Source organism: Actinoplanes sp. NPDC021490 (genome assembly GCF_055562135.1).
In genome coordinates this window covers 124,549-148,049 of the sequence record NZ_JBVHFW010000026.1, presented here as the reverse complement: position 1 = coordinate 148,049, position 23,501 = coordinate 124,549, and the positions used below count along the sequence as shown (strand labels likewise).

Annotated in this window: 26 protein-coding genes and 3 tRNA genes; 18 read left to right on the top strand and 11 right to left on the bottom strand. The window is 70.1% G+C overall.

Annotated elements, in window-relative coordinates:
- Positions 1-48 precede the first annotated feature (48 nt).
- From ACZ3I4_RS45275 to ACZ3I4_RS45230, 10 genes are read left to right on the top strand one after another with little or no spacing between them, the layout of a single operon-like run.
- Positions 49-483, top strand: coding sequence for a DUF6197 family protein (locus ACZ3I4_RS45275; protein ID WP_465388373.1), 435 nt, complete (start codon positions 49-51; stop codon positions 481-483).
- Positions 480-806, top strand: coding sequence for a hypothetical protein (locus ACZ3I4_RS45270; protein WP_465388350.1), 327 nt, complete (start codon positions 480-482; stop codon positions 804-806). Before ACZ3I4_RS45275 ends, ACZ3I4_RS45270 begins: the two co-directional genes overlap by 4 nt.
- Positions 803-1,219, top strand: a complete 417-nt coding sequence (locus tag ACZ3I4_RS45265) for an RRQRL motif-containing zinc-binding protein (RefSeq protein ID WP_465388349.1) — start codon at positions 803-805, stop codon at positions 1,217-1,219. The genes ACZ3I4_RS45270 and ACZ3I4_RS45265 overlap by 4 nt, the downstream gene beginning before the upstream one ends.
- Positions 1,216-1,530, top strand: coding sequence for a hypothetical protein (locus ACZ3I4_RS45260; RefSeq protein ID WP_465388348.1), 315 nt, complete (start codon positions 1,216-1,218; stop codon positions 1,528-1,530). The genes ACZ3I4_RS45265 and ACZ3I4_RS45260 overlap by 4 nt, the downstream gene beginning before the upstream one ends.
- The gene (locus ACZ3I4_RS45255) at positions 1,527-1,817 is read left to right on the top strand and encodes a hypothetical protein (protein ID WP_465388347.1); all 291 of its coding nucleotides are present in this window, start codon (positions 1,527-1,529) and stop codon (positions 1,815-1,817) included. Before ACZ3I4_RS45260 ends, ACZ3I4_RS45255 begins: the two co-directional genes overlap by 4 nt.
- Positions 1,814-2,704, top strand: coding sequence for a DUF2637 domain-containing protein (locus ACZ3I4_RS45250; RefSeq protein ID WP_465388346.1), 891 nt, complete (start codon positions 1,814-1,816; stop codon positions 2,702-2,704). The genes ACZ3I4_RS45255 and ACZ3I4_RS45250 overlap by 4 nt, the downstream gene beginning before the upstream one ends.
- Entirely contained in the window at positions 2,701-2,988 is a 288-nt protein-coding gene (locus ACZ3I4_RS45245) for a hypothetical protein (protein WP_465388345.1), read from the top strand. Before ACZ3I4_RS45250 ends, ACZ3I4_RS45245 begins: the two co-directional genes overlap by 4 nt.
- A gap of 2 nt (positions 2,989-2,990) precedes the next feature.
- Positions 2,991-4,829, top strand: a complete 1,839-nt coding sequence (locus ACZ3I4_RS45240) for a replication initiator (protein ID WP_465388344.1) — start codon at positions 2,991-2,993, stop codon at positions 4,827-4,829.
- Positions 4,830-4,851: 22 nt separating this feature from the next.
- On the top strand, positions 4,852-5,058 hold the full coding sequence (locus tag ACZ3I4_RS45235) for a helix-turn-helix domain-containing protein (RefSeq protein ID WP_465388343.1): 207 nt from the start codon (positions 4,852-4,854) through the stop codon (positions 5,056-5,058).
- Positions 5,055-6,221, top strand: coding sequence for a site-specific integrase (locus ACZ3I4_RS45230; RefSeq protein ID WP_465388342.1), 1,167 nt, complete (start codon positions 5,055-5,057; stop codon positions 6,219-6,221). The genes ACZ3I4_RS45235 and ACZ3I4_RS45230 overlap by 4 nt, the downstream gene beginning before the upstream one ends.
- A gap of 65 nt (positions 6,222-6,286) precedes the next feature.
- Here the strand turns inward: ACZ3I4_RS45230 and ACZ3I4_RS45225 are convergent.
- The 3 genes from ACZ3I4_RS45225 to ACZ3I4_RS45215 all read right to left on the bottom strand — a co-directional run bounded on the left by ACZ3I4_RS45225 (position 6,287) and on the right by ACZ3I4_RS45215 (position 6,563).
- A tRNA-Val gene (locus ACZ3I4_RS45225) sits at positions 6,287-6,361 on the bottom strand.
- Positions 6,362-6,385: 24 nt separating this feature from the next.
- A tRNA-Cys gene (locus ACZ3I4_RS45220) sits at positions 6,386-6,456 on the bottom strand.
- Between the two features lie 34 nt (positions 6,457-6,490).
- Positions 6,491-6,563, bottom strand: a tRNA-Gly gene (locus tag ACZ3I4_RS45215).
- A gap of 191 nt (positions 6,564-6,754) precedes the next feature.
- Here ACZ3I4_RS45215 and ACZ3I4_RS45210 point away from each other — a divergent pair.
- Both ACZ3I4_RS45210 and ACZ3I4_RS45205 read left to right on the top strand, forming a co-directional pair.
- Positions 6,755-7,936 carry a GNAT family N-acetyltransferase gene (locus ACZ3I4_RS45210; protein WP_465388341.1) on the top strand — a complete coding sequence of 394 codons (1,182 nt, stop codon included), beginning with the start codon at positions 6,755-6,757 and terminating at the stop codon, positions 7,934-7,936.
- A gap of 48 nt (positions 7,937-7,984) precedes the next feature.
- Positions 7,985-8,287, top strand: a complete 303-nt coding sequence (locus tag ACZ3I4_RS45205) for a hypothetical protein (RefSeq protein ID WP_465388340.1) — start codon at positions 7,985-7,987, stop codon at positions 8,285-8,287.
- Between the two features lie 223 nt (positions 8,288-8,510).
- On the opposite strand, the gene ACZ3I4_RS45200 is transcribed toward ACZ3I4_RS45205, so the two are convergent.
- On the bottom strand, positions 8,511-10,013 hold the full coding sequence (locus ACZ3I4_RS45200; protein WP_465388372.1) for a CocE/NonD family hydrolase: 1,503 nt from the start codon (positions 10,011-10,013) through the stop codon (positions 8,511-8,513).
- Positions 10,014-10,338: 325 nt separating this feature from the next.
- Between ACZ3I4_RS45200 and ACZ3I4_RS45195 the strand changes: the two genes are divergently transcribed.
- Positions 10,339-10,905, top strand: coding sequence for a TetR/AcrR family transcriptional regulator (locus ACZ3I4_RS45195; RefSeq protein ID WP_465388339.1), 567 nt, complete (start codon positions 10,339-10,341; stop codon positions 10,903-10,905).
- Positions 10,906-10,927: 22 nt separating this feature from the next.
- On the opposite strand, the gene ACZ3I4_RS45190 is transcribed toward ACZ3I4_RS45195, so the two are convergent.
- From ACZ3I4_RS45190 to ACZ3I4_RS45170, 5 genes are all read right to left on the bottom strand, one after another.
- Positions 10,928-12,634, bottom strand: a complete 1,707-nt coding sequence (locus tag ACZ3I4_RS45190) for an ABC transporter ATP-binding protein (RefSeq protein ID WP_465388338.1) — start codon at positions 12,632-12,634, stop codon at positions 10,928-10,930.
- Entirely contained in the window at positions 12,631-14,253 is a 1,623-nt protein-coding gene (locus tag ACZ3I4_RS45185) for an ABC transporter transmembrane domain-containing protein (protein WP_465388337.1), read from the bottom strand. Before ACZ3I4_RS45185 ends, ACZ3I4_RS45190 begins: the two co-directional genes overlap by 4 nt.
- 156 nt (positions 14,254-14,409) lie before the next feature.
- Positions 14,410-15,138, bottom strand: coding sequence for an FAD:protein FMN transferase (locus tag ACZ3I4_RS45180; protein ID WP_465388371.1), 729 nt, complete (start codon positions 15,136-15,138; stop codon positions 14,410-14,412).
- A gap of 32 nt (positions 15,139-15,170) precedes the next feature.
- The gene (locus ACZ3I4_RS45175; protein ID WP_465388336.1) at positions 15,171-15,680 is read right to left on the bottom strand and encodes an FMN-binding protein; all 510 of its coding nucleotides are present in this window, start codon (positions 15,678-15,680) and stop codon (positions 15,171-15,173) included.
- A 16-nt stretch (positions 15,681-15,696) separates the two neighbouring features.
- Positions 15,697-17,328: a ferredoxin reductase family protein gene (locus tag ACZ3I4_RS45170; RefSeq protein ID WP_465388335.1), complete on the bottom strand. Its 1,632-nt coding sequence runs from the start codon at positions 17,326-17,328 to the stop codon at positions 15,697-15,699.
- 163 nt (positions 17,329-17,491) lie between these two features.
- On the opposite strand from ACZ3I4_RS45170, the gene cbiE reads away from it, so the two are divergent.
- Genes cbiE through ACZ3I4_RS45150 form a run of 4 tightly spaced genes read left to right on the top strand, consistent with a single transcriptional unit; the run spans position 17,492 to position 20,888 of the window.
- Positions 17,492-18,706, top strand: a complete 1,215-nt coding sequence (gene cbiE, locus ACZ3I4_RS45165) for a precorrin-6y C5,15-methyltransferase (decarboxylating) subunit CbiE (protein ID WP_465388334.1) — start codon at positions 17,492-17,494, stop codon at positions 18,704-18,706.
- On the top strand, positions 18,661-19,458 hold the full coding sequence (gene cobM / locus ACZ3I4_RS45160) for a precorrin-4 C(11)-methyltransferase (protein WP_465388333.1): 798 nt from the start codon (positions 18,661-18,663) through the stop codon (positions 19,456-19,458). Before cbiE ends, cobM begins: the two co-directional genes overlap by 46 nt.
- Positions 19,451-20,185 carry a cobalt-precorrin-6A reductase gene (locus tag ACZ3I4_RS45155; protein WP_465388332.1) on the top strand — a complete coding sequence of 245 codons (735 nt, stop codon included), beginning with the start codon at positions 19,451-19,453 and terminating at the stop codon, positions 20,183-20,185. Before cobM ends, ACZ3I4_RS45155 begins: the two co-directional genes overlap by 8 nt.
- 37 nt (positions 20,186-20,222) lie before the next feature.
- Positions 20,223-20,888 carry a VOC family protein gene (locus ACZ3I4_RS45150; protein ID WP_465388331.1) on the top strand — a complete coding sequence of 222 codons (666 nt, stop codon included), beginning with the start codon at positions 20,223-20,225 and terminating at the stop codon, positions 20,886-20,888.
- On the opposite strand, the gene ACZ3I4_RS45145 is transcribed toward ACZ3I4_RS45150, so the two are convergent.
- Complete coding sequence (locus ACZ3I4_RS45145) at positions 20,882-22,282, bottom strand: glucose-6-phosphate dehydrogenase (protein ID WP_465388330.1); 1,401 nt, start codon at positions 22,280-22,282, stop codon at positions 20,882-20,884. The genes ACZ3I4_RS45150 and ACZ3I4_RS45145 overlap by 7 nt on opposite strands.
- A gap of 29 nt (positions 22,283-22,311) precedes the next feature.
- Positions 22,312-23,271: a GlxA family transcriptional regulator gene (locus tag ACZ3I4_RS45140; RefSeq protein WP_465388329.1), complete on the bottom strand. Its 960-nt coding sequence runs from the start codon at positions 23,269-23,271 to the stop codon at positions 22,312-22,314.
- 93 nt (positions 23,272-23,364) lie between these two features.
- Here ACZ3I4_RS45140 and ACZ3I4_RS45135 point away from each other — a divergent pair, with 93 nt between their 5' ends.
- Entirely contained in the window at positions 23,365-23,487 is a 123-nt protein-coding gene (locus tag ACZ3I4_RS45135; RefSeq protein ID WP_465388328.1) for a hypothetical protein, read from the top strand.
- The last annotated feature ends 14 nt before the right edge of the window (positions 23,488-23,501 follow it).

The following is a 23,501-nucleotide window of genomic DNA, read 5'->3' as shown; positions in this document are numbered from 1 at the left end:
GGTCCTGTCCACCCAACAACCACACCTCACGAAAAGGACGTGGCTGCCATGAAGGCTACCCACCAACCGACCAACACATCGGAATCCGACCCGATGTGTCCCTCCGCGCTGTTGCGCTGCGCTGTCACCTACATCGAGATCTACGGCCGGACCACCGGCGAATTCTTCAACATGCTCTCCGAGCAGTCGTTCCCGCCTGCCTGCGCTGGCGGGGCTATCGGCATCGCCGCCCACGGTCGACCGGTGCTCTGCTCCGACGACGGAACCGACGCCATCGCCTCCGTAGCTGCCATCGCCGCTATGCGTGTGCTCGCTGCCTACCTCGACGACGATTACGCCGCTGGCGATCACGCTACTAGCGCGATCGACATCATCGGTGGCTTCAACGACAACCCCTACACCACCGATAGAGACGTCGTTCAGGCGCTCAACGAGGCCGCCGACGACTGGGACCGTGCACACCGCGCCGGAGGCTCCCGATGAGCCTGTCCTACGTCAACCACACCTTGACGATCCAGCCATCCGGCGACAACAAGCCGGCCACACCCCGCCGCCGCGACGTCGTCGAGAACGACGAATACGCCGCCTTCGTCCGGCGCATCATCCGCGCCTATGCCCGTCGCATCGCCACCGGCGACGTCGAAGCCCTCACCGACATGGTCGGACTCGCCTCCCTCCTGGACGAGGCCATCGGCGATGCCGTGACCGGCCTGCGCTCACACGGCTACTCCTGGGCCGAAATCGGCCAACGCCTCGGCATCACCCGCCAAGCCGCCCAACAACGCTGGGGAGGCGACGACCAATGACCGCCTCAGCACTGAGCAACCCGTTCCTCGACGCGCTCGGACAGCGCACCGGCATCCGCGTCGAGTTCTACGACCCCGACGGCAGCCACTACGGCTTCCCAACCTTCCCGTTCCGCTACGCCCCGGACAACCTGGCCACCCGACGCCAGCTCCGGGCAGAAGGCCTGTGCCCCAACGGATACGGCCCCGTTGCACAAATCCTGTGGCGGCACCGCAAGCAGGTCCGCACGGCGCACCTCTACCGCCGCGACCTCGCCGCCCCCAAGCGGCACGCCACCCCGGCACAGCTCGCGGCCATCAGCAAAGCACTTCTCGCCCGGCGCACCTGCCGCCACTGCGGCCAGCTCCGCAACTACTACATCCCCCGCTCAACCGGCGCATGCCTGCAATGCGAACCCGGAGGACCGTCATGAACGCGTCTTCGCCACGCCTCGATCGGCGGCTGCTGACCGGCGGCATGAATGTCACCGTCGCCGACCTCGTCGCTGTCTGGGCCGACCACACCCCCAAGACACTTCCGGTCCCCCAGAGCTGCCCGGCCTGCGGGCACCGCTACAGCCGCACAGCACCGCTGTGCCCCAGCGCCGCTATCACCCGGCCACTGCTGCGCCGCCGCCGCTACGGCATCAACCCCGACGTGCTCGACGCCCTGACCGACAACCAACTCAACGACCTGACCGGCAACCGCCTGTCCACCTCACTGCCTGAGGAGTACGTGCGATGAGCCTCTACGACCGCCACGACAACACCACTGCACCTGACTGTGTGTGGTGCATCGACGGCATGGCTCCCGCCGGAATCCACCCCGAACTCGGGCCAGTCCTTCGACTGTGCCCCACCCAACGGTGGTGCAACGACTGCGCCGACACCTCCGTGTTCCCCGCTGAATACGAAACCCTCGACGACCGCATCAACGAAATGCTCGCTGACGACCTGGCCGCCATCTTCTGCAGCCAGTGCAACGGCATCGCCGCCATCATCCCCGTCACCAACGACGGAGGCATCCGATGAAGCTGCGCAAAACACGCGGCACACCGGCCGATACTCCGGACCCGCACCCTGTTACGGCATCGAGTTTGACCGAGGAGTTCGCTACCGAGTACGCCAAGAGCGCCGTGCCGGACATGCTCAAAGCCATCGAGAGTGTGAAGCGGTACAACCGGCTCACCCTCATCGGCGCACTCGTCACCAGCTACCTCCACCAGGCCCACTACCTCGCCACCAAAGGCGCGGGCCTGTTCGCCTACCTACCCCCGGCGATCTTCGACACCGCCATGGTTTCGATGCTGATCGTCGTCCGCACCCACGGCATCGCACGTGACGCCAAACGCTGGGCCATGGCCGTGTTCATCGGCGCCGCCCTGCTCTCCTCCACCGTCAACTTCGCCGCCCCCGGCGACCTCGGCCTCCGCATCGTCTTCGCCCTGGTCGTCGTCCTCGTCATCGGCGTCGAACTCGTCGCCGGACGCATCCGACCCGACTTCACCGCCATCGACAAACAAGCCGCCGAACTGCTCGCCGCCGCTAACACGATCCGGGCACGCGCCGCGAGTACCGGCACCGCCGACGACACCACACCGGCTGACGACTCGGTCCCGGCCACCGCTGCACAACCCAGCACAACGACACCAGTCGGCCTGCCGCCGACTCCGCCTTCTGCCGCGCCGACAACGCCGCCGGCCACCGCTGATAGCGAACACGCCATCCCGGCCCGGCTCGTCTCAGCTGCCCGCATGGTCATCGTGCAGCACCGGCAAACCTCTACCGAGCCGATCACCGTCCACGAGCTCGCCGCCCGGCTGGGCACCTCATCAGCCATCGCTGGACAACTCCTGACCACGATCGACAACCCGGCGAGGATCAACGGCAGTACACCTGTCCTTGGCGGTACCCGATGACCGCCGTACAGGTCGACGTCCACCACTACACCCATACATGCCCCGCCAACCCTGACGAGGCGCACCCCTACGACACCCGGCGCACCGCCGTCGCCATCGCCGTCGGTGGCACCTGCCGCAACCCCGTCACCGTCCGATCCGGTGACACCACCGCCGTCATCGACTGCGGACGCCACGTGCCCCGCGAACAGCGGTGCCCGGCCTGCCGGATCACCGTCATCGAACGCACGGTGACCTTCACCTACACCGGCCCCCAGCACCCCACCAACGGGATCGCTGCCTAACCATGACCAGTTCGACGCTGGACCTCGTACCCCGGGAGCAGTCTGCCCGGGGTACGGGATCGAACGCCGCAACCGATTGGACCCCGCCGGCCGCCCACTCCTCAGCCGCCGGGCAAGCATTGGCCCGCGCCTCGAGCCCGGACTATTTCGACTGGCTGTCCCACGTGCAAGCCGCTGCGGGTTGCACTCGCCCGATCCGGCTGTCCGGCACTCTCGATAGCGTCGAAGCGGCCACTGGACGCCTGCTCGACTCCCGGCACACCGACCAGCTCCCCGACGCCGCCATCTACAAGGCCTGCGGCACGCGGCTCGCCTCGGTCTGCCCCTCCTGCGCCCGCACCTACCAGCGCGACGCCTACCAGATCCTGCGCAGCTTCCTCGTTGGTGGCAAAGGGATCCCGGCCACGGTCGCCAAGCACCCTGCCGTGTTCCCCACTTTCACCGCGCCCAGTTTCGGCACGGTGCACACCCGCGTCGTCCGGAAACACATCTGCACGAACCGCAAACGCTGCACCTGCCCAGCCGAACCCTGCCACGCCCGCCGCGACACCCCTGGCCCCTGCGACCATGGGCGCCCGGTCGTCTGCTGGCGACGCCACACCGCCGACGACCCCGCTCTCGGTCAGCCGCTGTGCCTCGACTGCTACGACCACGATCACCACGTCGTGTGGAACTTGTTCTCCACCGAACTGTGGCACCGCACCAAACAAGCCGCGGACCGCTACCTCACCCAGGTCTGCAAGGCCCGCGGCCTGTCCCCGGTCGCCAAGAGGACCCCGCGCGGCAAGGTTCGCATGGTTCCACCGGCGCAGCTCACCCACGGCAAAGCCGCTGAGATGCAACGCCGCGCCGTCGTGCACTTCCACGCCCTGGTCCGCCTCGACGGCGTCCACCCCGACGATCCCGACGCCGTCCTTATTCCACCGCCGGGCGTCGACGTTGACGACATCATCGCTGCCTTCCGCCACGCGGTCCGGACTATCTCCTTCACCACCCCGGCACACCCCGACCAGCCTGAAGGTTGGGACATCCGGTGGGGAGATCCTGACAAGGGGTTCGACATCCAGCCGCTCACCCTTGCCGGGGACGGCAGCATCACCGACGACATGGTCGGCGAACAGGTCGCCTCGCAAAAGGCCGGCTACCTCGCCAAGTACACAACCAAGAGCACCGAAGCCACTGGCTTCTCCTCCACCCGTATCACCGATGACACCATCGGCCAGCACCGTCCCGACGGCAACCACGTTGACCGCCTTATCGCTGCGTGCTGGCGGCTCGGACGCGACCCTCAAGGCACCCCCAGCGACGGTGGCGGTCTACGCGCTTGGCGCGCCTACCACGGCCGACTCGGTGGCACCTTCGGCGATGCCTGGGACTGCACAGACTGCGGAACCCACACCCGGTACCGCACCTGCCCTGTCTGCGTCGCCGAGCGTCAAGCCAGCCTTGACACCAAAACGGCCAGCGGCGGCACGGCCACCAACCCGTACACGCGGCTGCGTCGTTGGGCACACCGGTTCGGCTTCGCTGGCCACTTCCTCACCAAAACCCGCCGCCGCGTCGTGCGCTTCGCCACCCTCCGAGACACCCGCATCGTCTACCGCCGCACCGAAGACCAGACCGCCACTGATCCCGGCACCGTCCACACCGTCGACCACCTCGACGAGACGACGCTGATCGTCGGCACCCTGACCTTCGCCGGAGTTGGCTGGCACAACAACGGCGATGCGCTGCTCGCCAACACCGCCGCCGCCATGGCCCGCGCTCGACACGAAACCGGCCGCGACGAACTCGCCCACGAAGCCGGTGCCACCGTCCAACCCTCCCTGCAAGCCGCCTGACTACGACCTGGAAGGAACACCGTTGACCGAACCCCAGCGGAAGGCTCTCTACCGCATACCCGAAGCCATGCAGCAACTGAGCCTCAGCCGCTCCGTGATCTACGAACTCATCCGCTCCGGCCGACTGCGCACCGTCAAAGAAGGCCGCACCCGACTCGTTCCCGAGTCGGCCATCACCGAATACGTCTCCCTACTGGAAAGGGAGAGCACGAAAGGAGTCGCCGCATGACCAAACGCCGTAGCAGGGGCGATGGCGGACTGCACTGGGACGAAGCGCGCCAGCGCTGGATCGCCTCAGTCACCGTCGGCTACACCCCGGCAGGCAAGCGCATCGTCCGCAAAGCTAGCGGCAAGACCAAGACTGAAGCCCGCGCTGCCCTCCGCGTGAAGATCCGCGAGTACGAGGACGGGCTTTCCACTGCGCAGACGGGCTACACCGTCGCTCAAGCCGTCGAAGACTGGCTCACGTACGGCCTGAGTGGCCGTAGCGCCAACACCGTCGAAAAGAATCGCCACCTGTGCAAGCACATCACGGCGAGCCTCGGTGCCCGCAAACTGCGAGACCTGACCGCCGCCGACGTTGATCGTTGGCTGCTGCAGATCGCCAAGAACCTCAGCACGAGCACTGTCCAGCGGGTGTACGAGTGCCTGAATCGTGCTGTCATCCGGGCCATGGCCCGGGACAAGGTTAACCGCAACGTCGTCGCCCTCTGCGGTGTGCCCACGGGCAGGCCCGGTCGCCCCTCCAAATCGCTCACCCTCGACGCCGCCCAGGCGCTCCTGAGCGCAGCCGAAGAGTCCCGTCTCTACGCCTACGTGGTGCTCTCGCTCCTTACCGGTGCTCGCACCGAAGAACTCCGCGCGCTCACCTGGGCACGTGTCGACCTTGACGGCCGACCGGGCGCCGACGACCCCGTACCGCCCTCTATCCAGGTGTGGCATTCCGTCCGCGAAGGCGGCGACACTAAGACCCGCAAATCCCGGCGCACCCTCGCCATACCTTTGCGAGGCGTGGTTGCCCTGCGTACCCAACAAAGCCTGCAAGATCAGGACCGCGAAAAGGCCGGCACCGACTGGCAAGCGCTCGACCTGGTCTTCGCCTCCTCGATCGGTACCCCGCTCGACGCTGCCAACGTCCGTCGCGCGTTCCGCCGCATCACCAAGGCCGCTGGTCTGAACCCGGCTGACTGGACACCTCGGGAGCTACGTCACAGCTTCGTGTCACTGCTGTCCGATGGCGGAGTTTCCCTCAAAGACATCGCCGACCTGTGCGGTCACTCCGGCACTTCGGTCACCGAGAAGGTGTACCGCCATCAGCTCCGGCCGGTCCTACTCACCGGCGCTAACGCCATGGATCGGATCTTCGCTCTCGACGACGACTCTGAGGCTTAGTCACTCAGTTAGTCACCCAGAGACGAAAGGAGGCCATATCCATCGATGGGATATGGCCTCTGAGCTGGTGGGCGATACTGGGATCGAACCAGTGACCTCTTCCGTGTCAAGGAAGCGCGCTCCCGCTGCGCCAATCGCCCCTTTTGGGGTACAGCATACTGCCGAGGTGGAGACGGGATTTGAACCCGTGTAGACGGCTTTGCAGGCCGTTGCCTCGCCTCTCGGCCACTCCACCGAGGCGGCCCAGCACGACTGTGAAGGCCTCTCCGAGCGGACGACGGGATTCGAACCCGCGACCCTCACCTTGGCAAGGTGATGCGCTACCAGCTGCGCTACGTCCGCATGTCGTTCGGCCGGCCCAGTGTTTCGGGCTTGCCCGGCGACGGAAGAAACATTAGCGGGTCACCTGGGGGCTTGCCAAACCGGGGTACCCCGGCGCGTCGCGCGGGTGGGGTCAGCAGGGAGTTCCCGAGTTATCCACAGGCCACGAAACGGGCGGGCGGCGAAGGGGGCTCCCAGTGTTGGATGGGCCCATGGAGTTCCGACAGATCAGCGCGGCGGAGCGTACGGCGGCCATGTTTCCCCTTCAGTCGTACGCGTTCATGGCTTCTCCCTGGCCGGAGGACGACGAGGCGGCGTACGCGGGGCGCATGCGGTTCTTCGAGACTGCGGTCAACATGGTCGCGGAGGAGGGCGGGACGGCGCTGGCCTGCGCGGCGTCGCTGCGGATGCGGCAGAACGTGCGAGGCAAGGTGCACGACATGGCCGGCGTTGCCTCGGTCGCGTCGCATCCGTCTGCGCGCCGGCGGGGGCTGGTTCGCGGGGTGATCGAGCGGCTGCTGCGGCAGGTTCGCGAGGAAGGGCACACCGTCAGCGCGCTGTATCCGTTCCGGCCGAGCTTTTATGCCCGTTTCGGATATGTGGGGACGCCTCGGCACCGCATCGCGACGTTTGCCCCTGAAGGTCTTTCTCACCTGAATCGGGCCGACTTGCCGGGTGAGGTCGAGCGGCTGCCCATGCGGGAGGGGTTCGAAGAGTTGCGGGCGCTGCATCGGCGGCTGCTCGGCGAGCGGCACGGGTTTGCTGTCTTCGATGAGGCGCGGGCGGCCGAGTTCCGGGAGGAAAAGCGGTGGGTGGCGATCGCCCGGGCCGGCGGTGAGGTGGTGGGGGCCGTGGATTACCGCGTGAAGTCGTACGGCGGGGATCTCTATGGGTCCGATCTTCTGACGACCGGATCGCTGGGGCGGGCGCTGCTGCTGCAATTCTTCGGGCGGCACGTCGACCAGGTGGCGCGGGTGCACGTGCGGGTGGGCACCGACGAGGTGCCCGAGCTGTGGGGCACGGATTTCCAGGTCACCACCGAAGGGCGGGTCGATTTTCCGACGCACGGCGGGGCGATGGTGCGGGTGCTCGACATGCCGGCGCTGAGCGGCACCGCGGTGGGGGACGGCGAGGTGACGATCGAGATCCCGGACGACGAGTTCGTGGGTGGGTCGTGGCGCCTGGTCGGCGAGGGCGGGCGGCTCACGGTGACCAAGGGGACGGCGGCTCCGGCGGCGACGCTCTCGGTGGGTGGGTTCAGCGGATTGCTGTACGGGGTTCTGGACCCGGTCGAGGTGATCACGCGCGGGCTGGGGCAGGTCGACGGGGCTGCGGTCGGGGTACTGAGCAGCATGTTTCCGCGGCAGATGCCGTACATCTGCGCGGATTTCTGACGGACTCCGGGTCAGCGTGATGGTGGGGAGGAGGACGATAATCGCCGGATGAAAAAGGACTCGATCCTGTCGTACAAGTCCGAGGGTTCCGTGCTGAGCATCTATTCGAAGGGGTCGGTGCTGTCGATCGGTTCTACCGGGTCGGCGCTGTCCATCGGGTCGATCGGGTCCTTCGGCTCGGTCGGGTCGATCGCGTCGTTCGCTTCGGTCGGGTCGATCCTGTCGGCGGTGTCGATCGGGTCGTTGCTGGCCTGGCGGGCGCGGAAGGCGGTCATGGCCAGCGGGGCACATGGGGGCTTGCGCGGCGGCGGTCACGGGCATCGTCACCGGCACGGGCGTAAGCACGGCTGAGGCCGCCCCACCCGGGTGGGGCGGGACGACCTCGACCGCTGGGAGCGGGACGACCTCGAGCGTGCGGGGTGCGGCCGGGCCCACGGTGGGCGCAGCCGGGTCACGGTGGGCGCAGCCGGGTCACGGCGGGCGCAGCCGGGCCACGGCGGGCGCGGCCTTCGAACGGGCGCCGGCCACCGCCGCCGGACGAGCGGACGAGCGCCGGGCGGGCGGGCCGACGGGACTAGCGGGTGGGGACGTCCAGGTAGGAGCCGCCGGTGATGGTGACCTGCTGGTTGGGGGCGTTGGCGTCGTAGTAGAGCGGGTCGACTGTGTCGATCACCAGGGTCAGGGAGTGGCCGGCGGGTACGTCGTAGGCGGCTGCGGAGAGGGCCAGGTCGACCGAGCCGGTTCCGGACCAGGTGACCGGGGAGTGGGTGATCAGGCGGGCTGTGCCGAGGGTGTCGAGGTCGTACAGGTAGACGACCGCGGAACCCTCGGGCTGGGTCAGGTTGAGGTGGACGCGCGGGATGCCTCGGATCTTGAGGGGTGTGGCGGGGCGGGCCGCGGCCCAGACTCCGGCTCGGGTGCGGTCGACGGTGGGGAGCCAGATTGACGGGCGCTGGTTGGTGAAGGCCGAGACGCCGTTGGTCAGCAGGACTACGCCGCCGTTGGCGATCGTGTCCTTGTCGGTGGGCAGCGCCTTTGTCCAGCCGGTGGTGGGGGCGCCGCCGAGGAGGCCGGTGCCGTCGAGGGTTCGGATGCGGCCGAGGCCGTAGCGGGTGGTCGAGGTGTTCAGGGCCGACCAGTCGGCGTAAGACTCGGTGGCCGCATTGTCCGGCCGCACGAGCACCGGCGGCTGGCTGCTGGGCGCGCCGCCCGCCAGGTGGTTGTCGAACCAGGACCGTACGCTGGTCCAGACGTCGTTCTCGAAGCCGAAGATGCCGCCCAGTTCGGCGATCGCGTGGTCGCCGGGACGCAGTTCGAGGCGCTTGGGGCCGTTGAGCTGGCGGTAGAAGTCGACCAACTGGTTGGGCTGGAAGAACGAGTCGCCCCACGCGTTGGCGATCAGCACGGCGGGGGCGTTCGCGTTGATCTGTGCGAGGTAGGTCGCCGGGGAACGGACGCGCGCCCAGGCCATCACGCCGGCTACGTCGCGGTTGGCTTTGAAGTCGGCCAGCTTGCCGCTGAGATCGGGGCCGGGGTTACCGAGCAGGTCGGCGGCCAGTTCGAGCAGACCGGCGGACTGGCGGTGCCGGGTCGAGTCGCTGTAGAGCGAATACACCAGGTCGGTCCAGCCGCTCATCATCGCCACGGCCCGGATCCGCTTGTCGAAAGCCGGGCCGAGCAGGCTGATTCCGGCCCCGTACGAGATTCCGGCCGTGCCGACGCGCGCCGGGTCGGCCGGCGTGTTCGCGAGCGTCCAGTCGATCACCTTGGACAGGTCGGCCATGTCCTTCGGGCCGGCCGTGTCGATCTCGCCGCCGGACGACCACCAGCCGCGCGGCGTGTACGAGACGACGACGTACCCGCCCTCGGCCAGCTTCTTCGCCTGGGCCAGGTATTCGAGGTCGTTCAGCCCCCAGCTCGACGGGAGGATGACGGCCGGGTAGCGGCCCGCGGCGGCCGGGGCGATCACATTGGCTTTGAGTGTGACGCCGGCGCCCGAAATGTCGACAAACCTGTAGCCGGTGGTGGGAACAGCCGCAGACGAAAGGCCAGCCGCGGCGGATAAGGGCGAGGCCAAAGCGGATAAGGGCGGGGCCGGGGCAGACAAGGGCGCGGCCGAGGCCGGGGTGACGCCGGGGAGGACGAGACCGGCCGACAAGGCGACGCCGAGCAGGATGCGACGGAGCTCCATGCGCTCTCCTCATGCAGAGCAAGGTCGACGAACCCCGAACCGTCGGACGCGGTGGCACGTCCGTACGGGGGTTCGCCTATGGGAGGGGCTGGAGCGCTCCAGTTTCCGCAGCGTAAGAGCCGGTTCCGAGAAATTGAACTTCATGACATTATCGTTACTAGCCAGTAACGTAGGTCACTTCGAGGGGCGACCCAGGCGGGAAGGGCGGCCGATGTTGTACGGGGTGCAGGCGCCACGGCGCCGCGATGCTCAGCGCAACCGGGACGCCATTGTGCGCGCCGCCTGCGACGTGATGACCAGCGAGCGCGCCGCCGTGGGCATGCCCGAGATCGCGCGCCGGGCGGGCGTCGGCCAGGCGACCCTCTACCGCCATTTTCCCGACCGGTACGCCCTCACGACCGCGGTCATCGCCTGCCAGGTCGAGCGTCTGGAGGCCTGTGTCGCCGCGACCAGCCAGCAGCCGGCCGCCTTCCGCCCGATGCTCGACGGCGTGCTGCGCGCCCAGGTCAACATGCGCCCGCTCGTCCGCCTGGCCCGCGGTCTCGAACCGGCCGTGCAGGGCCGCTACCTGCGCCGGATCGTGACCCTGCTGGCCGAGCCGCTGCGCCGGGCCCAGGAGCACGGCTTCGTACGGCGTGATCTGGAACCCGGCGACCTCGTGCTGATCTTCACCATGGTCGAGGGCGTGCTCGAGGGCACTCTGGACGGCGGGCTGCCGGCCCGGGCCGCCGCCGACCGCACCATCGACCTGGCCCTGGACGGCGTGTTCCGAAGCTAGGGCTCGGCCACGAAACGAAGCCCTAGCTGTGCCAGGAGTGCCAGAGAGCCGCGTACGAGCCGCCCGCCGCGACCAGGGCGTCGTGCGTGCCGACCTCGATGATCCGGCCGTCCTCCATCACGACCACCCGGTCGGCGTCGTGGGCCGTCTGCAGGCGGTGGGCGATCGCGATCACCGTACGTTCGTGGAGCACCGCGGCCAGGGCCCGTTCCGCCGTGCGGGCCGCGGTCGGGTCGAGCAGCGCCGTGGCCTCGTCGAGGATGACCGTGTGCGGGTCGGCCAGCACCACCCGGGCCAGGGCCAACTGCTGGGCCTGGGCCCCGTCGGGCGGGTGCTCGCCAAGGTCGACGTCGAGGTCGTCGGCCCAGTCGGCTCCGACCGTCTTGAGCGCACGCCGCAGTTCGTCGTCGGGGGCCGCGATCATCAGGTTGTCGCGCAGCGATTCGCGGAAGACGTGGTGCTCCTGCGTGACCAGGACGACCTGGCGGCGGAGCTCGTCGGGTGGCAGGTCGGCGACCGGCGCCCCGCCCACGGCCACCGAGCCCGAGGACGGCCGGTCCACCCCGGCGATCAGGCGGCCCAGCGTCGATTTGCCCGCGCCGGACAGGCCCACGATCGCCAGCCGCTCCCCCGGCCGTACGGTCAGCGACACGTCGTGCAGGACGTCGCGGCCCTCGTCGTACGCGTAACGCACCTCGGAGATCTCGATGCGGTCGTCCCGCGGCATGATCGTCGACATCGGCGGCCCCGGCGGGACGGCGGCGAGCCCCTCGACGCGGGCGAACGACGCGCTGCTGCTCTGCAACGACTCGATCCAGATGAGGATCATGTCGAGCGGGCCGACGAGCTGGCGCAGGTAGAGCACCGCCGCGCCGACCGTGCCCAGCGACACGTGCCCGGAGAAGTACAGGAATCCGCCGAGCAGCAGGACCAGAACGCTCGGGACCGCGTACGAGATCTCGACCGACGGGAAGAACACGCTGCGCAGCCCGAGGGTGGCCAGGCGCGTGCGACGGGTCTGCTCGATCGCGTCGCGGCCGGCGGCGAGGCGCCGTTCGGCCAGCCCGAACGCCTCGACGGTGCGGGCGCCCGACGTGGTCGCGGACAGCTCGTCGGCCAGCCGGGAGTTGGCCTCGCCCTCCTTGAGGTAGGCGGGGCGGGCGACGCGCAGATACCAGCGGGTGGCGAACCAGATGCCGGACAGGCCGAGGATGCCGACGATGCCGAGCAGCGGGTTGAGCAGCAGCACGGCGACGACGATGAAGATGATCTGGACGATGCCGATCAGGATGTTGGGCAGGATGTCGCGCAGCGTGTTGGCCACCGCGTCGACGTCGGTGGTGCCGCGGGCGGCCAGGTCACCCGCGGGGACCCGTTCGATCACGGCGGCGGGCAGGCCGAGCGAGCGGCGCAGGAAGCCCTCGCGGATGCGGGCGGCGGTGCGTTCGCCGAAGCGGTAGGCGATGCCGAGCGACTGGCGGGCCAGCAGGGTCTGGGCGATCGCGCAGGCCAGCACGCCCGCGGCGAGCCGGTCGACGGTGTCCACTCCCCCGCCGCCGGCGACCGCGTCGATGATGCGGCCCAGCAGGAAGGGCCCGCCGAGGCCGGCCAGCGCGGCCAGGACGTTGAGGACGGTCATGGCGGCGATCGAGCGGCGGTCGGCGGCGATCAGGCGCAGCGCGGCCCGGGCCACTCCGCGTTGATCGGCGACGGGCAGGGTGGTGCTCATTGGTCGTCCCCGAAGACACGGGTGACCAGCGCGTCGTAGCCCGGGCAGGAGGCGAGCAGCTCGCGGTGGGTGCCGGTGGCGGCGACCCGCCCGTCGACCAGGTAGTGCACGACGTCGGCCCGGTCGAGCAGCACCGGCGACGTGGTGGCCACGACCGTGCCCCGGCCGCGGCGGGCGGCGGTGAGGCGTTCGGCGATGGCCGCCTCGGTGTGCGCGTCGACGGCCGAGGTCGGCTCGGCCGCGAGCAGCATCTCGGGGTCGGCGTGGAGGGCCCGGGCCAGCCGCACCCGCTGGCGCTGGCCGCCGGAGATGTTGCGGCCGGACCATTCGATCGGCCGGCTCAGGTCGGACGCCACGTCGTGCGCGACGGCGGTCCGGATCGCGGCGTGGACGCGTTCGTCGTCGGGCTCGTCGCTCCCGGCCACGACATCGCGGAGCTGACCGGCGAACAGGTCGGCGTGCGGCTCGGCGACCAGGATGCGGGAGCGGATCTCGCGCTGGGCGATCTCGGTCAGCGGGAGGCCGCCCCAGGTCGCGTCGGTCGGCCCGTAGCGCCCCAGACGGTCGATCACCTCGGCGGCGTCGGCCGGGCGGGCGCCGGCCAGCGCGGTCAGGCGGCCGGGCTCGGCGACCACCCCGGACGCCGGGTCGTGCAGCAACGCCGGACGGTCGGGACCGGGGGCGCCGGAGAGGTCGTCCTCGGGCAGGCGCAGGAAGTCGACGACGCGGCGGGCGGCGACCAGGCCGCGGGCGACGTCGAACGAGCAAAAGATCATCACGTTGACCGGGATGACCAGCATGGCGGTGTATCCGTAGACGCCCACCAGCTCGCCCACGGTCAGCTCGCCGGAGACGGCGAGCCGGGCCGCCAGCCAGACGACCACGGCCAGGAACACGACCGGGAGCCCGTCGCCGAGCGCGCCGATCCAGCTGAACGGGCCGCCCACGCGATAGCCCTGGTCGCGCAGGCGCGCGGACTGACGGTCGTACCGGGAAAGGTGTGTTTCCTTGCCGCCGAGGCCGTTGAGGATGCGCAGGCCGCCGAGCACGTCGACCAGGCGGGTGTTGAGCTCGCCCTGCTGCTCGCGATAGGTGAGACCGGCCTTTTGACCCCGGTGCAGCAGCGGGCCGACGAAGAGCGCCAGCACCGGTACGCCGATGAGCACGACCGCGGCGAGCATGGGGGACGTGCGGAAGAGGATCGTCGCCACCACCGAGATGGCCAGGGTGGCCGCGACGCCGACGCCGCCGACGTTCATGGAACGGCCGATCGTCCACACGTCGGAGATGCCGATGGTGACGACCTCGCCCGCGGTCATCCGCCGGGGCAGCGCCGAGCCGAGCCGGGTCGCGTGGGTCATCACCAGGTCGGCGGTCTGGAGCGCGACCGTCATGCGCAACTTGGTCATGCTGCGGTGGCGCATGATGCCGAGGCCGGCGCTGGCCGCGCCCACGACCAGAACGGTGGCGGCCCAGCCGAGCAGCGCGCCGCGGTCGCGCTGGGCCACGCCGTGGTCGATGGCCTGGGAAATGAGCCACGGAATGGTGGCCAGGCTGAGGAACCACAGCGAGCCGAAGACGGCGCCCAGCCCGACCCGTCCCTTGTTCGTGCGTCCCAACCACCAGAGAAAGCGTGCCGGTCCCCGTAAGTTCACGACGTCATGCTGCCTCAAACCGGTCGATGAACGCCGCCCAGTTTCACCCGGTTGTGGATAACCGCACGGACGGGCCGCCCAGCCTGTGGACGGCCGGGAAGCCCGTCTAAACTTGTGCTATCAGACCGCTGCGGGCAGGTTCGCCGAGCTGAAGGCCCGGCCGTCGTCGGTGACGACCGCGGAGTCGTAACCGTCGGCCGCCCGCTTGGCCAGCCAGGCGATGCCGGCCTCGCCCATCGCCAGGGCCGCCGTGGCGTACGCGTCGGCCACCGACAGATCCGGGCCGACAACGGTGACCGAGCGCAGTCCTTGGGAAGCCTGGCCCGTACGCGGGTTGATCACGTGATCGCCGCGCTCGTAGGTGCCCGAGGTGGCCACCGCGCCGTCGTTAAGCGCGAGCACCCAGCTGACCTTGTCGGCCTCCCACGGATGCCGGATGCCGACCCGCCACGGGCCGCCCTCGGGATGGCGGCCGCGCATCCGGATGTCGCCGCCCGCGTTGATGTAGTGGTCGTGCGACCCCGCCTCGGCCAGCCGCCGCGACGCCACCTCGACCGACCAGCCCTTGACGTAGCCGGAGGGGTCGAGCGAACCCGAGGCGTACGCGTCGAAGTAGCCGTCGGTGTCGCGCCACAGGTCGGCGCAGACTTCCAGAACGTGTCGCAGGTCGTCCGAGGCATCCTCGAGGCGCAGTTCCCCGCGTCCGAACCGGGACACCTCACTGTCCGCCTTGTACGTGCTGAATCGGGCGTCGACCTCGTGCAGCCAGTCACACACTCCCGCGACGAGGCGGCGAAGCTCGTCGTCGGGCCGATCGTCGGCCAGCTCGATGCTGACCGTCGTCCCCATCACATGTTCGACATGGCGCACAGAGCGTGACCCTACGCCTTTGCGGCGTCCAGCGCTGCCTGCAATGACTTGACATAGGACTCGCTGGTGTAGGTCGCCCCGGAGACCGCCTGGACATCGGCGTTCTGGGCCTGCAGCGTCGACTGCTTGAGGCTGTCGATCGCGGGCGGGTTGATCGTGCCGCTGTCGTTGGCGGTCGGGTACGTCGCCTCGGCCGCCGTGATCTCGCCACCCTCGACCTTGATGGTGACCTGGATTTTCCCGTACGGGTTGGCGGCCGCGCCGCCCTTGAAGACGCCGTCCTTGAGGCCACTCTTGGGCTTCTCGGCCGGCTTCTCGGCCTGCTTCCCGCCGCCCTTGGCCGCGCCGTCGGCGGGCGCCTTGGTGGCCGGCTTCTTCGACGGCGCCGCGGTGCTGTTCTCCAGATTGGAGACCGGGGCCTGGGCGACAGGGGCCTCGGGCGGCGTCACGCTCAGTCGCACCCCGATGATCAGGGCGGCGCCGGTCAGGGTGCCGACGGCGGCTGCGGTACTACGTCGCATGGGGAGAAACTCCTTGTCAGAACTCGAACGGGTCGAGGTGCAGCTGGCTGTCGGGGACGTCGAGATCGCGCAGGGTCCCCACCGCCGCCTCGACGAGCCCGGGCGGCCCGCAGAGGTAGACGTCGCGGCGGCTCACGTCGGGCACCAGGCCGAGCAGGCCCTCGGAGGTGAACAGCCGGCGCGGGCCGGGGTCGTTGCGGCCGCCGACGATGTAGCGGACCCAGGCGTCGCGCTGCTCGGCCAGCTCCTCGAGCTCGCCGCGGAAGACCAGCTCGTCGGGGCGGCTGGCCCGGTAGATCACGATGGTGTCCGGCGGCATGTCCTCGAGCAGGGCCCGGATCGGGGCGATGCCGCTGCCCCCGGCGATCAGCAGGGCGCGGCGGCGGGTGCGGCGCTGCGCGGTGAAGACGCCGAACGGGCCCTCGGCCCAGATCGGCGTGCCCGGCTTCATGTCGGCCAGCCGCTTGGTGTGCCCGCCGACCGCGGTCACGGTCAGGCGCAGCCACTGCGAGTTCGGTGCGGCCGAGAGCGAGAACGGGTGCGACTGCCACCAGCCGTTGCGGGTCAGGAACCGCCAGCGCATGAACTGGCCGGCCTGCGCGGGCAGCTTCTCGAGGTTCTTGCCGTCGATGTAGATCGAGAACGTGTTGCCGCCCTCGGAGACGACCTCGGCCACCTCGAACTTGTGCCGCAGGTTGAGCCACACCGGCTCGATCAGGCGGCCCCAGACCAGAGCCGAGATCACCAGCGCGGTCAGGGCCGGCCAGAAGATCGAGGCGAACGGGCCGCTCAGGTTGGCCCCGGTGGCGACCTGGTGGCCGTAGCCGAGGAGCAGCACGAGATAGCCGGTCAGGTGGATCAGGTGCCACAACTCGTACGGGAGCCTGGTCCGGGCGGCCCGCATCGAGATCAGGCTGATGACCACCAGGATGATCGTCGCCGCGGAGGCACTGAGCATCTCGGGCAGCGTCGTGATGATCGTCCAGCCCTGGTCGACGACGCCGGTCTCGGCGGTGAGCGCGTAGCCGTAGACGATGAAGACGATGTGGGCCAGCACGAAGACGCAGAGCGAGGTGCCCAGCCAGCGGTGCCAGCGCAACAGGTCGCGGGCGCCCACCCATTCCTCGAGCCAGCTGACCCGGCTCATCATGAGCAGCTGGATGAACAGGACGTAGCCACCGATCAGGCCGGTGATGCGCCCGGCCGCGAGCATCAGGCTGGCGGTGTCGCTGACCTCGCCGGCCTGGGTCTCGAACAGCCAGAGCGAGACGCTGGTGGCCAGGCCCGCGAAAAACAGCAGCACCGTGAGCAGGCGGTTGCCCGAGATCGCCTCGGCGGGCGGGCGGTCGTCGGGGATCGGCGGCTGCACCGGGCCGGAGGCTTTCCAGCCGGACGGGTCGGTGTTCGACTCGACGACCAGGTCGCTGCGGCGGTAAGGATCGTCGCGAAGAGGATCGTCGCCCCACGGGTCGCGGGCCTCGTCGACCTCGCGCACGCCGTAGCCGTCGGAGAGGTCGCGATCGTCGTCCTGCTCGCCCCACGGATCCGACTCCGGGGTGGCCCGCAGATCGGCGAAGTATTGTGCGTCCTCGTCGGCCTGGTAGCGCTGATCGTCGAAGGCCTGGAACGTCGGCGGACCCTGCGCCATGGTTCTCACCCGTTCAGCGGTCGTCTGCGGCGCCGGCCACCCCCTGCGGCTGACGTGACGACCCGGTCTCGGCAAGCCGTCGGGAAGTTGTACGCACCCGGCCCCGGCTTCGCTCAACCGGACGGGGAAAATCTCGGGATCCGGCGCGCGATAGGTTCGGCGGATGGTTATTGATCACCCCGACCAGCTCACGGTGGTCGGCATCGGGGCCGGCGGGTGGCCCGAGCTGGGCCGTACGGCGCAGGACGCGCTCTCGTCGGCGAAGGTGATCATCGGCAGTAAGCGTCAATTGTCGCTTCTTCCCGACTCGGTGACGGCCCGGCGGATCCCGCTGCCGTCGCCGCTGAAGCCCGGGCTGGGCGATCTGATCGAGGAGGTCGGCCCGGCCGATCTGGCCGTGCTGGCCAGCGGTGATCCGATGTTCCACGGAATCGGCGCGACGCTGACCCGGCTGGTGGGGTTCGACCGCGTACGGGTGGTGCCGCACCCGTCGTCGGTCGCGCTGGCCGCCGCCCGGATGCGCTGGCCGCTGGCCACGACCGAGGTGCTCAGCCTGGTCACCGCCGATCCGGCCACCGTACGCCGGGGGCTGAACCCGGCCCGGCGTCTGCTGGTGCTGTCGCGGGACGCGTCGACCCCGGCGCTGGTCGCCTCGCTGCTGACCGAGGCCGGCTACGGGTCGGCCCGGGTCACGGTGCTGGAACAGCTCGGCGGGCCCGAAGAGCGCGTGTACAGCGGCGTGGCGGCCGGGTGGGAGCATCCGCCGGGCGACCCGCTGAACGTGATCGCGATCGACTGCGGCGGGGACGGGCCGCGGACGTCGATCGTGCCCGGGCTGCCGGACTCCGCGTACGAGACCGACGGCCAGCTCACCAAGCGTGAGGTGCGGGCCGTGACGATGGCGCTGCTGGCCCCGGCCGAGATGCGGGTGCTCTGGGACGTGGGCGCGGGCTCGGGCAGCATCGGTATCGAATGGATGCGCAGCCACCCGACCTGCCGGGCCGTCGCCGTGGAGTCCTCGCCCGCCCGGGTGCCGACCATCCGGGCCAACGCCGCCCGCCTGGGTGTTCCCGGCCTCACGGTTGTCGAGGGCCGGGCCCCGGAGGCGCTGGCCGGGCTGGCGGCCCCCGACGCGATCTTCATCGGCGGCGGGCTGACCACGGCCGGGGTGCTCGAGACCTGCTGGGACGCCTTGAGCCCGGGCGGTCGCCTGGTGGCCAACGCGGTGACCGTGGAGTCGGAGGCCGTGCTGGCCCGGGCGCACGCGGAACGGGGCGGGGAGCTGACCCGCCTGTCGGTGAGCCGGGGCTCGCCGGTGGGCGGCTTTACGGGATGGAGACCCATGATGCCGGTGACGATCTGGTCGGTGACGCGATGACGGTCCACTTCATCGGCGCCGGTCCGGGCGCGGCCGACCTGATCACCGTACGGGGACAGCGGTTGATCTCCTCGTCGCCGGTGTGTCTCTATGCGGGCAGCCTGGTGCCGGCCGAACTGCTCGAAGGGTGCCCGCCGGGCGCCCGCCGGGTCGACACGTGGCCGCTCACGCTCGACGAGATCATCGCCGAGCTGACCGCCGCCCACGCGGCCGGCCAGGACGTGGCCCGCCTGCACTCGGGCGACCCGTCGGTGTTCAGCGCGGTGGCCGAGCAGATGCGCCGCCTCGACGAAGCCGGCATCCCGTACGACGTCACGCCCGGCGTTCCCGCCTTCGCCGCCGCGGCCGCCTCGCTGGCCCGCGAGTTCACGGTGCCCGGCGTGGCCCAGACCGTGATCCTGACCCGGACCGCGGAACGCGCCACCGCCATGCCCGCCGGCGAGGACCTGACCACCCTGTCGGCCAGCCGCTCGACGATGGTGCTGCACCTGGCCGTCCAGCGCATCGAGGCCGTCACCGCCGAGCTGATCCCCGCCTACGGCCCGGACTGCCCGGTGGCCGTGGTGGCCCGGGCCAGCCGCCCCGACGAAGTCATCCTGCGGGGCACGCTCGCCGGCATCGCCGCCCAGGTCGTCGCGGCCGGCATCCGCCGCACGGCCGTCATCGTGGTGGGTCCCGCCCTGACCGCCTCGCAGTTCCCGGACAGCCACCTGTATTCGGCCGCCCGCAGCCGCACCGACCCGCATGACTGACCGGTCGCCGCCGCGAGTGCTCATCCTCGGCGGGACCAGCGAGGCCCGGGAGCTGGCCGACGCGCTGCCCGGGACCGTGATCAGCTCGCTGGCCGGGCGCACCTCCGCTCCCCGGCGACCCGCGGGCGAGGTGCGGATCGGCGGCTTCGGCGGCGTGGACGGGCTGGCCGGCTATCTGAGGGCCGAGCGCATCGAGGTGCTCGTCGACGCCACCCACCCGTTCGCGGCCCGGATCAGCGAGAACGCGGCGGCCGCGGCCCGGCTTGCGGGCGTACGGCTGGTGGTGCTGCGACGACCGGGGTGGACCGAACGGGACGGGGACGTCTGGCATCGCGTACGGGATCTGGAGGAAGCCGCCGCCCGGATACCCCGGCTCGGCCACCGCGTGTTCCTGACCACCGGACGACAGGGCATCGCGGCGTTCGCCCAGGTGGACGCCTGGTTCTTGGCCCGCTCGGTGGAACCGCCGTCGCCGCCCGTGCCGCACCGGCTCGAGGTGCTGCTGGACCGGGGCCCGTTCACCCTCGACGGCGAGCGGCGACTGCTGGCCGACCACCGGATCGACGTGCTGGTCACCAAGGACAGCGGCGGCCCGGACGCCAAGCTGGTGGCCGCCCGGGAACGCGACCTCCCGGTCATCATGGTCAACCGCCCGCCCACCCCGTCGTCAGCGCCGACCGCAGCAACCGTCGCCGAGGCAGTGGATCTGATCAGCGCGCGGAAATAGGGATGCGGACCCGGGGGCGCCGCCGTAGAAAGCGGGAATGAGATCGATCCTCTTCGCCGCCCAGGATCCCCGCCGCGAAGCAGAATTCTGGGCCGGGCTGCTCGACTGGGAGCGGGACGATGTCACCGTCCGCCCCCGCGACGACCTCGCCGTCCCGATCCGGTTCTTTCCGCTTGACCAGCCCCGATCCGGGCTGAACCGGGCCCACCTGCACCTCACGAGCGAGTCGGCTGACCATCAGCAGCGCACCGTCGCCCGCGCCCTGGAGCTGGGCGGGCGGCATCTCGACGTCGGGCAGAAGCCGGAGGAGGGCCACATTGTGCTGGCCGATCCCGAGGGCAACGAGTTCTGCGTGATCGAGCCGGGCAACAAGTTTCTGGCCGGCACCGGCTTTCTCGGCGAATGGGCCTGGGACGGCACGCGGGCGGTGGGGCATTTCTGGAGCGCCGCGGTCGGCTGGCCGCTGGTCTGGGATGAGAACGAGGAGACGGCGATCCAGTCACCCCGCGGCGGCACGAAGATCGCGTGGGGTGGGCCGCCGGTGGCGCCGCGCAACGGGCCCGACCGGGTGCTGTTCGAGATCGAGGGCGACGTCGACCGGCTGCTCGAGCTGGGGGCGACGGTCATCGACGCCGGGCGCGGTGAACTGGCCGACCCCGACGGCACGCACTTCTTCGTCGCCGGGGCCGGTCGGGATCACTGACCCAGCAGCCACCGGTGCGGCGCGGCCAGCTTGCGGGCGGCGGCCGGCCCCCACGATCCCGGCGCGTAGGACGCCGGCTTGGGGCGGTCGTCGAGCAGCGGCCCGACCGCTTTCCAGGTGGCGCTCAGCCCGTCGGGCCGGGTGAACAGGGCCCGGTCGCCGAGCAGCACGTCGTGGATCAGCCGGGAGTAGGGCGGCAGCGGCTCGCCGTTGGGCACGTTGTCCAGGGGCAGCCGCACCGAGGCGGATTCCGTGTCGAGCGCGACCCCGGGCCGCTTGACCAGCAGCGACAGGTCGATGTTGCCGTCGCCGGCCAGGTCGAACGTGACCACGTTGGCCTGCGGCGGCAGCGAGCCGAGCGGGCGCGTGGGGGTGCGCAGCACGAGGCTCACCACCTGCCGGCTCTCGGCCAGACGTTTTCCCGTACGCAGCAGGAACGGCACACCACGCCAGCGCGGGTTGTCGATCCAGAGCTTCGCCGCCACGTACGTGTCGGTGGCCGAGCCCCGCTTGATGCCCTTGATCTGCTTGTAGCCCGTGTGCTGGCCGAGCACCACCTCGGCCGGGTCGAGCGGCCGGAACGAGCGGATCACCTTTTCCCGCGCGGCCTGCAGGTCGGCCGAGCCGAGGCTGGCCGGCGGCTCCATCGCGACCTCGGCCGCCACCTGGAACAGGTGGGTGACGAGCATGTCGAGGACCGCTCCGGTGGCGTCGTAGAACGCGGCCCGCTGCTCGATCCCGAGCGTCTCGGGCACGTCGATCTGCACGCTCTCGATGTGGTCGCGGTTCCACATGGCCGCGAACACCTCGTTGGCGAACCGGGTGACGTGCAGGTTCTGCGTCGCCTCCTTGCCGAGGAAATGGTCGATCCGATAGACCTGATCCTCGTCGAGCACCCGGTGCACGAGCCGGTTGAGCGACCGGAACGACTCCGGCGACGTGCCGAACGGCTTCTCGAAGACCACGCGGGCCCCGGCGGCGAGCCCGTGCTCACCCAGCGCCTTGGTCGTCTCTTCGAACGCCACCGGCGGAATCGCCAGATAGTGCACGAGCTGGGGCGATCCTCCCAGTTCCTTCCGGGCGGAGGCGATCACGTCGAGCAGGCTGCCCGGGTCGTCGGAGTTGAACCCGCCGCCGGCGAACCGGAGCCGCGACGAGAACTCCTTCCACGGACCCTGCGACGGCTTGGGCCCGAATTCTTCGAGAGCTTCCCGTACGTGACCACGAAAGTTCTCATGGCTCACGTCCCCCCGGCCGTTGCCCACCAGCACCCAGTCGTCCGGGAGCAGCCCCTCGATCGCGAGCGTGTAGAAGGCCGGCAGCACCATTCGCCGGGCCAGGTCGCCGGTCGCCCCGAAGAGCACGAACACGGTGGGACCAGGAGTCTTCGCCATGGTGTGGTGTTGCCCGGCGATCGACGCGCTCACACCGGCTGTGACGACCGGAACGTTCCCCGGTACGCCTGCGGGGTCGTGTCGAGCCGCTGCGCGAAGTGATGCCGCAGGGTCGCCGCGCTGCCGAACCCGACCCGCGCGGCGATCGCGTCGATGCCCAGGTGGGAATCCTCGAGCAGGCTGCGGGCCAGAAGCATGCGCTGGCTGATCAGCCAGTCGTGCGGGGTGGCCCCGGTCTCGTCGCGGAACTTGCGGGCGAACGTGCGCGGCGCCATGTGCGCGATCTCGGCCATCGTGTCGACCGTGTGCGGCTGGTCCAGCGAGGCCAGCACGGCAGCCAGCACGGGCTGCAGGGTCGCGCACTCGACGGCCTGGAGCGGGGTCTCGATGTACTGCGCCTGGCCGCCCTCGCGGTGCGGCGGCACGACCATCCGCCGGGCGATCATCCGGGCCACGGCGGTGCTGTGCTCCTGACGGATCAGGTGCAAGCCGGCGTCGATGCTGGCCGCCGTGCCGGCGCTGGTCAGGACCCGGCCGTCCTGGACATAGAGCACGTCGGGGTCGACGATCGCGGCCGGATAGAGGCGGGCCAGGCGGGCCGTGTGCAGCCAGTGGGTGGTGCAGCGGCGGCCGTCGAGCAGGCCGGCCGCGCCGAGCGCGAACGCGCCCGTGCACACGCTCATCACCCAGGCGCCTCGCTCGTGGGCGCGGCGGAGGGCGTCGAGCACCGGGGCGGGCGGCTCGAACTCCGGGTTGTCGAACGGGGCCACCACGACCAGGTCGGCCTGCTCGGTGCGGGACAGGTCATGGCGTACGGAAATCTCGAAACCGGCCCGGCTGGCGACCGGTCCGCCGTCGATCGAGCAGACGGCGAAGTCGTAGCCCGGCAGACCGTCGGCCGTGCGGTCGTAACCGAACAGTTCACAGAGGACCCCGAGCTCGAAGACGGCCACCTCGGGAAGGACGATCACGGCCACGTTGCGCAGCATATGACGGAGCATACGGCCGGTTGGCAGGATTTTGAAGATGTGTGGCATCACTGCCACTGTCGACCATCTGCGAGCAAGACGAAACTCTTGGTCATGGCTATCGCAATCGCAATCTTCTTCCTGCTGATCCTCGCCGCCGCCGTCACCGGCCACACCGCGGACACCCGCGACAGCGCCGACTGGAAGCCTTCGAACGAGGGCTTCCGCCACACCTAGGGCATGACGGAAGC

Coding starts and splice junctions, on each gene's coding strand:
- ACZ3I4_RS45170 (WP_465388335.1), bottom strand. CDS start 17,328: ATGGCGCAGGGTCCGCCGACGTTCCAGGCCTTCGACGATCAGCGCTAC.
- ACZ3I4_RS45140 (WP_465388329.1), bottom strand. CDS start 23,271: ATGCTGCGCAACGTGGCCGTGATCGTCCTTCCCGAGGTGGCCGTCTTC.
- ACZ3I4_RS45265 (WP_465388349.1), top strand. CDS start 803: ATGACCGCCTCAGCACTGAGCAACCCGTTCCTCGACGCGCTCGGACAG.
- ACZ3I4_RS45155 (WP_465388332.1), top strand. CDS start 19,451: ATGACTGACCGGTCGCCGCCGCGAGTGCTCATCCTCGGCGGGACCAGC.
- ACZ3I4_RS45250 (WP_465388346.1), top strand. CDS start 1,814: ATGAAGCTGCGCAAAACACGCGGCACACCGGCCGATACTCCGGACCCG.
- ACZ3I4_RS45275 (WP_465388373.1), top strand. CDS start 49: ATGAAGGCTACCCACCAACCGACCAACACATCGGAATCCGACCCGATG.
- ACZ3I4_RS45190 (WP_465388338.1), bottom strand. CDS start 12,634: ATGAGCACCACCCTGCCCGTCGCCGATCAACGCGGAGTGGCCCGGGCC.
- ACZ3I4_RS45150 (WP_465388331.1), top strand. CDS start 20,223: ATGAGATCGATCCTCTTCGCCGCCCAGGATCCCCGCCGCGAAGCAGAA.
- ACZ3I4_RS45210 (WP_465388341.1), top strand. CDS start 6,755: ATGGAGTTCCGACAGATCAGCGCGGCGGAGCGTACGGCGGCCATGTTT.
- ACZ3I4_RS45180 (WP_465388371.1), bottom strand. CDS start 15,138: ATGGGGACGACGGTCAGCATCGAGCTGGCCGACGATCGGCCCGACGAC.
- ACZ3I4_RS45195 (WP_465388339.1), top strand. CDS start 10,339: ATGTTGTACGGGGTGCAGGCGCCACGGCGCCGCGATGCTCAGCGCAAC.
- ACZ3I4_RS45205 (WP_465388340.1), top strand. CDS start 7,985: ATGAAAAAGGACTCGATCCTGTCGTACAAGTCCGAGGGTTCCGTGCTG.
- ACZ3I4_RS45270 (WP_465388350.1), top strand. CDS start 480: ATGAGCCTGTCCTACGTCAACCACACCTTGACGATCCAGCCATCCGGC.
- ACZ3I4_RS45245 (WP_465388345.1), top strand. CDS start 2,701: ATGACCGCCGTACAGGTCGACGTCCACCACTACACCCATACATGCCCC.
- cbiE (WP_465388334.1), top strand. CDS start 17,492: ATGGTTATTGATCACCCCGACCAGCTCACGGTGGTCGGCATCGGGGCC.
- cobM (WP_465388333.1), top strand. CDS start 18,661: ATGGAGACCCATGATGCCGGTGACGATCTGGTCGGTGACGCGATGACG.
- ACZ3I4_RS45240 (WP_465388344.1), top strand. CDS start 2,991: ATGACCAGTTCGACGCTGGACCTCGTACCCCGGGAGCAGTCTGCCCGG.
- ACZ3I4_RS45175 (WP_465388336.1), bottom strand. CDS start 15,680: ATGCGACGTAGTACCGCAGCCGCCGTCGGCACCCTGACCGGCGCCGCC.
- ACZ3I4_RS45145 (WP_465388330.1), bottom strand. CDS start 22,282: ATGGCGAAGACTCCTGGTCCCACCGTGTTCGTGCTCTTCGGGGCGACC.
- ACZ3I4_RS45255 (WP_465388347.1), top strand. CDS start 1,527: ATGAGCCTCTACGACCGCCACGACAACACCACTGCACCTGACTGTGTG.
- ACZ3I4_RS45230 (WP_465388342.1), top strand. CDS start 5,055: ATGACCAAACGCCGTAGCAGGGGCGATGGCGGACTGCACTGGGACGAA.
- ACZ3I4_RS45135 (WP_465388328.1), top strand. CDS start 23,365: ATGGCTATCGCAATCGCAATCTTCTTCCTGCTGATCCTCGCCGCCGCC.
- ACZ3I4_RS45260 (WP_465388348.1), top strand. CDS start 1,216: ATGAACGCGTCTTCGCCACGCCTCGATCGGCGGCTGCTGACCGGCGGC.